Genomic DNA, 8,592 nt, shown 5'->3' on the forward strand with positions numbered 1-8,592 from the left:
CCGGGCCGCCGGGGCGGTCACACCGAGGGGTCGCGGTTGTACAGCCTCTTGGCCCACAGGTAGGAGGCCAGGGCGATGGCGGCGCACCAGCCGAGCGCGAGCGGGGCGCTGTCGGCGGTCCCCGTCCCCATCAGCAGCCCCCGCAGGGTCTCGATGACCGGGGTGAAGGGTTGGTATTCGGCGAACCACCGCAGCCCCGCCGGGAGCGTGTCGGTCGGCACGAACCCGCTGCCCAGGAAGGGCAGGAACATCAGCGGCATGGGCACATTGCCGGCGGTCTCCACACTCCCGGACGCGATGCCGAGCGCCACCGTCAGCCAGGTCAGCGCGAAGGAGACCACGAGCACCAGCCCGGCGGCGGCGAGCCACTCCCCCGGACCGGCGGACGGGCGGAACCCGAGCAGCAGCGCCACCCCGGTGACGACGGCGACGCTGAACAGCGCCTGGAACAGGCTCCCGACGACGTGCCCGGTCAGTACGGACACCCGGGCGATGGCCATGGTGCGGAACCGGGCGACGATGCCCTCGGACATGTCCATGGCCACCGAGATGGCGGTGCCCTGCGCGGTGGACGCCATCGTCATCAGCAGGATGCCGGGCACGATGTAGTCGAGGTAGGCGGCCCGGCCGCCGGAGGCGCCGCCGAGCCCGGTGCCCAAGGCGTCGCCGAAGACGTAGACGAACAGCAGCAGCATGAGGATCGGCATCCCGACGAGCATCAGCGTCACGGACGGGTACCGCCACATGTGCACGACCTGGCGGCGGACCATCGTCGCCGAGTCGCCGAGGGCGTGGGTGAGCGCGGTCATGGCTAGGCCGCCTTTCGCTGGGCGTGGACGGGGGAGTTCGGGGCGTCGGTGCCGCCGTGGGGGCCGTCGCCGGTGCCGTGCCCGGTGAGGGCGAGGAAGACGTCGTCGAGGTCGGGGGTGTGCACCGACAGCTCGCCGACCGCGATCCCCGCGTCGTCGAGGCGGGCCAGCAGCGAGCGGAGCCCGGCCACTCCGGTGTCGCCGGGGACCTGCAGGGCCAGCGCGGAGTCGTCGCGGCGGGCGCCCGGCNCAGGCGCACGTGGCCCCCGGCGACGCGCCGCTTGAGCTCGTCGGCGGTGCCCTCGGCCGCGATGGCGCCGCGGTCGAGCACCGCGATCCGGTCGGCGAGCCGGTCGGCCTCCTCCAGGTACTGGGTGGTGAGGAAGACGGTGACCCCGTCGGCGACCAGGCCGCGGATGATGTCCCACAGGCCGCGGCGGCTGCGCGGGTCCAGTCCGGTGGTGGGCTCGTCGAGGAAGAGCAGGCGCGGGTCGCCGACCAGGCTCATCGCCAGGTCGAGGCGGCGGCGCATGCCCCCGGAGTAGGCGGAGGCCGGTTTGCGGGCGGCGTCGGTCAGGGCGAACCGCTCCAGCAGGTCGGCGGCGCGCCTGCGCCCGGTGCGGCGGCCCAGCCGGTGCAGGTCGGCCATCAGGCGCAGGTTCTCCTCGCCGGTGAGCAGGCCGTCGACCGCGGAGTACTGGCCGGTGACGCCGATCTGCGCGCGCACCGCGTCGGGCTCGCGGACCGGGTCGTGGCCGAGGATGCGCATCCGGCCGCCGTCGGCGCCGATGAGCGTGGTGAGGATCTTGACCATAGTGGTCTTTCCGGCGCCGTTGGGGCCCAGCAGGGAGAAGACGGTCCCGGCGGGGATGTCCAGGTCGATGCCGTCGAGCACGGTCTGGTCGCCGTAGGACTTGCGGAGCCCGGTGGCCGCGACGGCCGTACGGGCGGGGGGCGGTGTCATGTCGTCCTCTCTTCCGTGCACGTGGCACGTTTCATCCGATGATCCGATGTATCTGGAGGGTGTGGGCCCGGTGGGGCCCGCACCCGGTCGGTGGCGGAGTCGGCGGGATGGGTGTTCCGGGGCGCCCGGCCTTACAGGCGCCGGGTCGTACCGGCGGTGCGGCGGTCGGCGTCAGGCGCGGCGGATGACCACGTCGCCATAGGCCGAGCGGGCGTACACCTCGACCGTCTCCTCCGAGGACTCCGGGCCCTCGGCGGCCTCCAGGGAGGTGTGCACGGTGCCGTGCTCGGAGTCGGCGTCCAGCCAGGCGGCGGTGCCCTCGCGGATGCCGATCTCCACCTCTCCGTAGTTGGTCTGGAGGTTCACACTCCCGCGGACCACCTCGCCGATCCGGATGACGCCGTAGGGCGTGCGCGCCTCGACGGACTCCAGCGTGCGCTCGGCGGTGAGGTCGCCGTGGGAGGTGGCCATACGGAGCGGTCCGGTGACCGTCCCCAGGGCGATCGATCCGCCGGTGTTCCTGATCGTCGCCGAGCCGTCGATGGTGTCGGCGCGGACCCACCCGTTCGAGGCGGTGAGCTCGGCGTTCCCCATCGCCCGGTCGACGGTGATGTTGCTGGCGGAGGTGGTGATCCTCGCCGTGCCCACCTGCCCCTCGCACCGGATGTTGCCGTACCCGCTGGTGGCGTGCACGTGCGACCGGGCGGGAAGCTCGACGGTCACGTCGACCACGCCCTTCTGGAGCATGCGGCCGAGGGCTGAGGACTTCTGCGACACGACCGAGAGGCGGGCGCCCCCGCNCGCTCGGCGGCGCGGACGTCGGCGTCCTTGCCCGGGTCGCGGGGGCGGACCTCGACGACGGTGTCGGTCCGGTCGGTGGCGCTGACCAGGACGCCTCCGGCGACCAGGTCGATGTCGGCGGTGATCGGCTCGGGCGTGGAGAATTCGGGCATGACAGGCTCCCCGTCTGGCGGTGGTGGGCGCCTTCGCGGGCCGAAGGCGTGCGGTCGGTTCGGTTGTCGGCGCCCGGTGGCGCCCGGCGGCGCTCAGGGGCGGCCCGGTGGCGTCAGGGCGGAGGCGGGGCGCCCGGCCGGGTCAGCGGACCCAGCCGGTGTAGCCGCGGCCCACCCGGCGGCCGGTGTTCCGGTCGGCGGCCCCGGCCCCCGGGTCGAGGGCCGCGCCGACGGCGCGGACCAGCCAGGCGTTGACCGAGAGGCCTTCGAGGCGGGCGGCCTCCTCGACCCGCGGCTTGAGGCGGTCGGGAAGGCGCAGCGTGATGCGCGAGGTGCCGCCGTCGTCGGCCTCCTGCGGCAGCGGGCGGGCGGGCGCCGGGGGCTCCGGGGTGACGTCACCGTGGTGTCGCGGTGCCGCCGGAGCGGCGTCGCCTGCGGGCCCGAAGGGGGCCGCCGGGGGTGGCGTCACGATGAAGTCGGCCCGCCCGCCGCGCAGCCGCACCTCGACCGAGCCGGGGGCGACGTCGCGGGTGATCTCGTCGGCGGCCGAGGACAGGGCGTCCAGCAGGGCCAGGCGCGCGGCCGGGTCCAGGGCCGCGGTCAGGCGCTCGGCGATCACCCGGGTGTCCTCGCCCCCGGCCTCGGCGGCCGTCAGGAGCTGGCGGCGGAGGTCGTCGACAAACGGCGTCAAATCCATGACGTCATTATGGCGTCATTGATGACATCATGTCAAGCGCCCGGGTGGTGTCACGCGGTGGCGGCGACACGCCCCCCGGCTGCGCGGGTGCGAACGGCCCCTGGTGGAGGGGGTGCGGAGGGGATTTGGCGGACGGGTGCCGGTCTTTGCCGCCCGTAGGGCGAGATTGTCAGTGGCGGGGCTCACACTCAAAGGCAGTCCGGATATACCGGTCACCGATCCGACGGCGAAGGAAACACGCCATGATCACCACCGACTTCCTGTCCGGCTCCCCGTGCTGGGTCGACCTCGGCGCGCCCGACACCGACGCCGCCGCCGACTTCTACCGGTCGGTCCTCGGCTGGGAGACCGAGTCGGCCGGCCCCGACACCGGCGGCTACACCTTCTTCAAGTCCGCCGGACGGACCGTCGGCGCGGTCGGCCCGCTCGGTGAGGACGACGGGCGCCCCGCCTGGACGGTCTACTACTCCGTGCCCGACGCCGAGGCGACCGCGGCGGCGGTCGCCAAGGCGGGCGGCACCGTCCGGGCCGCCCCCATGGACGTCATGGGGCTGGGGGCGCTGGCCCAGTTCAGCGACCCCCAGGGCGGCGATTTCGCGGTGTGGCAGCCCAAGGCCTTCCCGGGCTTCGAGGCCGCCGACACCCACGGCGCCCTCAACTGGGCCGAGCTGTGGACCACCGACGCGGCCGGTGCGCGGGCCTTCTACACCGAGGTCTTCGGCTGGTCCTTCGAGGACACCGAGCTGCCCGGCGGCGGGGGCACGTACACACTGCTCACCCCGGCCGGTGCGGGGCCGGAGCGGATGCACGGCGGCATGATGGAGATGCCCGCCGAGAACCTGCAGCTGACCGGGGGCGACGCCGACTGGCACCCGGTGTTCCAGGTCGACGACTGCGCCGCGGCGACGGCGGCGGTGGAGCCCGCCGGGGGCGGCGTGATGATGGGGCCCGACGACGCCCCGGGCGTGGGCCGCCTGTCCGTGTGCACCGACCCGGCCGGGGCCGACTTCGTCCTGCTGGAGCCCGGGCCCGAGTGAGGTGCGCCCGGCGATGGCGGGGGGCGGTGTCCGTGGATACGCTGAAACCCGGGACCGCCCCCCGTTCCCCATGTGGGGCCGGAGATCCCGCCGGTTCAGGGTCGTGTCAGGGCCATCCCCGATGCGGCGCGTGAGTCGGCGCGGGCATGATGGAAGGGCAGGGGCGGTCCGGCGAGCGGAGGAGTGAACGTGGCCGTGCATGATCCGATCCCGCGTCCGGGCCAGGTCCCCCAGGTCAGGCTCACCCACGCCGACCGGGACCAGGCGGCGGAGCGCCTGCAGGAGGCCTACGCCGACGGCCGCCTGGACGAGGAGGAGCTCGACGAGCGCCTCGCCGTGGCGATGAAGGCCAAGTTCCCCGCCGAGCTGGAGCCGCTCTTCCGCGACCTGGCGGTGCCCGGGTCCTCCGCCGCGGCGGCGCCGCACATGCCGCAGGCGCCCGCGGCCCCCGAGGCCCCGCCGTCCGGGGAGGACAAGGTCTGGGCGGGGGCCGCGCACGCGTCGGGGTACCTGATGCTCCCCGTCGGACCGCTGCTGGTCCTGCTGCTGCGCGGGAACACCTCGCCCTTCGTGCGCCGCCACGCGATGGAGGCGCTGAACTACCAGCTCACCGTGGTCGTCGGATCGATCATCGGGTTCGGGCTGTTCTTCCTCGTGCTGCCCGCGCTCGCGGCGATGCTGATGCTGATGGGGTGGCTCTTCCTTCCGGCCATCGCGGGCCTGGTGGCGCTGATGGGCGGCCGGTGGCGGTACCCGCTCACCTGGCGTCCCGTGAAGGACGGCTGACCCGGGCGGCCGCGGATCCCGGGGTGCGGGGCGCCGCGGGCGGCGGTGCGCCGGAGGAGTGCATGAGCGCCAGGCCGCGGTCGAGGTCGCGGTGGAACCGGGCGAGTGCGGCGGCCAGGCGTCGGCAGGGGCGGGCGAGTGGGTCCATATCGGTCTCCCTCACGTGTCCGGCGTCCATCTGGGTAGACAGACTTGTCTGTACAAGGATGATGAATAGACGGGTCTGTATAGTCAAGAGACGGTTCCGAGCGGAGCGGAAGGGCCGCGGGAGCCGGACGAGGACGGACGAGGGGACGGCCGATGAGCGTGCACGGAACGGCGGAGGCGGCGGGGACGGCGGAGGCCGCGGCCGACGAGCGGCGGGCCCAGAGCCCGGCGGCGCAGCGGATCCTGGACACGGCCTCCGAACTGTTCTACGAGAACGGGATCGGCGCCACCGGCGTCGACACCGTCATTGCCCGGTCGGGCGTGGCGAAGATGACCCTGTACAAGCACTACGGCTCCAAGGACGAACTCGTCGCGGCCTACCTCCGCGGGCGCGACCGCCGGTGGCGGGAGCGCCTCGTAGCGGCGGGGGGGGCCCGCACCGGGCCCGAGGCGCGGATCGCGGCGGTCCTGGACACCCTCGACGCCTGGCTGGAGGGGGAGGTCGAGGCCTACCGCGGGTGCGCCTTCGTCAACGCCGCCGCCGAGCTGCCCGACCCCGGCCATCCCGGGCGGCGCGTCATCGCCGACCACAAGCGGTGGATGCGCTCCTACCTGGGTGAACTGTCGGCCGACCTCGGTGTGCGCGAAGCCGAGGCCCTCGCCGAGCAGCTCTTCACCGTGTTCGAGGGGGCGACCGTGGCCGCCGTGGTGGACGGCCGCGCGCGGGCGATGGGCGCGGCGCGCGGCGCGGCGGAGGCGCTCATCGCCGCGCACCGGCCCGCGGGCGGATGAGGGCGCCGAGCACGGCGGCGACGGCCGCGAGCACGAACGCGGCGGTGAGCGACCACGTGTCGGCGGCGAGCCCGGCCAGCGGCGCCCCGGCTGTCTGACCGGCGGCGATCATCAGGAAGGCCGCACCCACCCCGAACGAGGGGGCGTCCGGGTACAGGCGGATGCCCCACAGGAGCAGCAGCCCGGTGAGCGCGGTGTAGACGGCGCCGAACAGGGCGGCCGCGGCGAACGCGGCCGGGGTGGCCGCCGCGGGTGCGACGGCGGGCACCAGCGCCGGTGCGGCGGTGGCGGCGGCCAGGGCGAGCATGGACAGGGCCCACGCCCGCCGGAGGCCCGCCCGACAGGCGAGCTCGCCGGTGAACGCCCCAAGGGTTCCGGCGGCGCCCAGGACGGTCCACATGGCCACGGATGCGGTGGGCCCGAGCCCGGCCTCGGCGACGGCGAGGTCGCGCCCGAAGGTCCACACGGCCGACGCGGCCGCGCCCATGGCGGCAGCGGCGGGGGGGANGCGCAGGAGCGGGTCGGGCAGCAGCGCTGCGAGGGCCGACCGTTCTCCCCCCGCCCCCGCCGGTCCCCCGTTCCGGGTCGGCCCCGGCGGCACCGTCCGGGCGACCCAGATGGTGGCGGCGAGGGCCAGCAGGGCGAAGGCGAGCCAGGCCGGGCGCCAGTGGGCACCGGCGACCATGGCGACCGGGCCCGACACCGCCACGCCGACCCCGGTTCCGGCGTTGACGACGTTCTGCACGCGGTCCCTGCGGGAGGGGGCGAGGTGGTGGGCGACGGCTTCGGCCAGGGGCGGTGAGGCCAGACCGGTGCTGGCGCCCCCGATGAGGATGCCCAGGGCGAGGACGGGGGGCGAGGGGGCGGCGGCGACCAGGGCGGTCCCCACCGTGGCCAGGGCCCCTGCGGCCACGGCGACACGGCGGGGGGCGAGGCGGCCGGAGAGGAGCATAGAGGCGGCGATCGCGGCGCAGTAGGCGGCGTAGCTTCCGGAGGCGATGAGCCCGGCGGCCGCCGCCCCGAGCCCGAACTCGTCCCGGAAGGCGGGCACGAAGAGGCCGTAGGCGAATCGGGCGATGCCGTAGGCGGCGGCGATGAGCGCCATCCCGGACGCGGCGAGCCGAAGGGCCCCGACGGCCGGAGCCGCCCCGCCCGCCGCGGACGGGGCGATGGTGGGTGGGGTCGTCATGAAAGGAGTATAGACAGACAAGTCTGTCTACTGTGAAGGCCGTCGAATGAGTCCCGGGTCACAGCAGCGCCGAACATGAGGTGAGGGAGAGGCCCACGGCAGCACCGACGAGTACATGGAGTGCGCGGTCACCGTGGCCGGCGGGGGAGGGTTCGGCTGGTACCCCGCTCACGGCCCCAGCCGGGCGACAGGCCGCCGGAGCGCAAGGTGGAGGGCGGCGACGACGGAGGTCGGTGGCCCTCGCCGCACCGTTGCCGGGCGGTGGGCGCGCGGGTGGTCGTCGTGTTGGGCGGCGACGGTGTGAGCGGGGTGGTTCCCGGGCCCTGCCTGCCGTCCGGCGGGCCCCTCGCGGTCCGGGCGGGGCGGCGCGGCCGGGCGGGCGGGTGCTCGCCCGCGTTCGTGGCGGCCGCCGGGCCGGTGCCCGGGCGTGGAGGGGCGGATCGTCGGCACGCATTCCGGGCATTACGGGCACGCGGGGAGGGGTTCGGTGGTCCTGGGTGGTGGAACCGCCACGCGATCGGCGGTCTCGCAGCGGTTCCGCCGCGCAGGATGCCCCGGGGGGTGCTCGCGGGTCCGGAAGGCGGGTTCCGGTCAGGCTGTTACCGGCCCGGTGTCCGCTTCGCCCGGTTTCCCGGGCGCCGGGGCGCCTCGCGCGCCCTGTTCGACGGCCGGGGCGGCCCGGCGAACAGTGCGGGCGTGCGTTCATCGCGATACCCGAACGGGATCCGGCGCCAGAAGACCCCTAAACGGTACGCCCGGGCCGTTTGCCGGGCTTGGTGTCACTGCGTGTAGCCGATATCGGTCCCGCGCGGGCCCGGGGAGCCCGGTGGAGGGGTCCGGGCGGTCCCGCGCCCGCCCCCGCGCCCGAGCCGAACACCCCAATCAGACAGAAAAAGGGCATTTCGTTTCGAGAACCTGTTCTGGTATCGCGGTGTTCGTCGCTCCGGGGGCGCTGGGAACGTCGTTGGGCGTGTTTCCCGGCCCCGCCCGCACTTAACGCGGAGTGTTCACCCAGGTCACGGCCATGGTGGGTGTTGGAGTGCGGGCCAGGGGGCCGCCCCGGGTGCCGAAGAGCGCGAACCCCGGGGCCGCGCCGCCCCTCCCGGACCGCGAGGGGCCCGCCGCCCGGCAGGCAGGGCCCGGGAACCGCCCCGCTCACCCCGTCGCCGCCCTCTGCCTCGCACTCCGGCGGCCCGCCGCCCGGCAAGCAGCCTTAAG

The 8,592-nt window shown here is 74.9% G+C and carries 7 protein-coding genes and 1 pseudogene; 3 read left to right on the forward strand and 5 right to left on the reverse strand.

The annotated features are described in order from the left end of the window. Window positions 1–17: 17 nt before the first annotated feature. The 4 genes and pseudogenes from D476_RS0128935 to D476_RS0128955 all read right to left on the reverse strand — a co-directional run bounded on the left by D476_RS0128935 (window position 18) and on the right by D476_RS0128955 (window position 3,423). Window positions 18–809, reverse strand: coding sequence for an ABC transporter permease (locus D476_RS0128935; protein WP_017627375.1), 792 nt, complete (start codon window positions 807–809; stop codon window positions 18–20). A gap of 2 nt (window positions 810–811) precedes the next feature. Then, window positions 812–1,773 (reverse strand): annotated as a pseudogene (locus tag D476_RS34950) (ATP-binding cassette domain-containing protein). A 171-nt stretch (window positions 1,774–1,944) separates the two neighbouring features. Next, complete coding sequence (locus D476_RS34955; protein WP_017627378.1) at window positions 1,945–2,520, reverse strand: DUF4097 family beta strand repeat-containing protein; 576 nt, start codon at window positions 2,518–2,520, stop codon at window positions 1,945–1,947. 348 nt (window positions 2,521–2,868) lie between these two features. After that, window positions 2,869–3,423 carry a hypothetical protein gene (locus D476_RS0128955; protein ID WP_026123953.1) on the reverse strand — a complete coding sequence of 185 codons (555 nt, stop codon included), beginning with the start codon at window positions 3,421–3,423 and terminating at the stop codon, window positions 2,869–2,871. Between the two features lie 242 nt (window positions 3,424–3,665). On the opposite strand from D476_RS0128955, the gene D476_RS0128960 reads away from it, so the two are divergent. From D476_RS0128960 to D476_RS0128970, 3 genes are all read left to right on the forward strand, one after another. Continuing rightward, window positions 3,666–4,460: a VOC family protein gene (locus tag D476_RS0128960; RefSeq protein ID WP_017627380.1), complete on the forward strand. Its 795-nt coding sequence runs from the start codon at window positions 3,666–3,668 to the stop codon at window positions 4,458–4,460. A 189-nt stretch (window positions 4,461–4,649) separates the two neighbouring features. After that, the gene (locus tag D476_RS0128965; RefSeq protein WP_051061869.1) at window positions 4,650–5,246 is read left to right on the forward strand and encodes a DUF1707 and DUF4870 domain-containing protein; all 597 of its coding nucleotides are present in this window, start codon (window positions 4,650–4,652) and stop codon (window positions 5,244–5,246) included. A 300-nt stretch (window positions 5,247–5,546) separates the two neighbouring features. Then, the gene (locus D476_RS0128970; RefSeq protein WP_017627382.1) at window positions 5,547–6,185 is read left to right on the forward strand and encodes a TetR/AcrR family transcriptional regulator; all 639 of its coding nucleotides are present in this window, start codon (window positions 5,547–5,549) and stop codon (window positions 6,183–6,185) included. On the opposite strand, the gene D476_RS0128975 is transcribed toward D476_RS0128970, so the two are convergent. Then, complete coding sequence (locus D476_RS0128975) at window positions 6,154–7,374, reverse strand: MFS transporter (RefSeq protein WP_017627383.1); 1,221 nt, start codon at window positions 7,372–7,374, stop codon at window positions 6,154–6,156. The two genes, D476_RS0128970 and D476_RS0128975, sit on opposite strands and share 32 nt — an antisense overlap. Window positions 7,375–8,592: the final 1,218 nt, after the last annotated feature.

The sequence above is a fragment of the Nocardiopsis chromatogenes YIM 90109 genome, from assembly GCF_000341185.1.
Lineage (GTDB): Bacteria > Actinomycetota > Actinomycetes > Streptosporangiales > Streptosporangiaceae > Nocardiopsis_A > Nocardiopsis_A chromatogenes.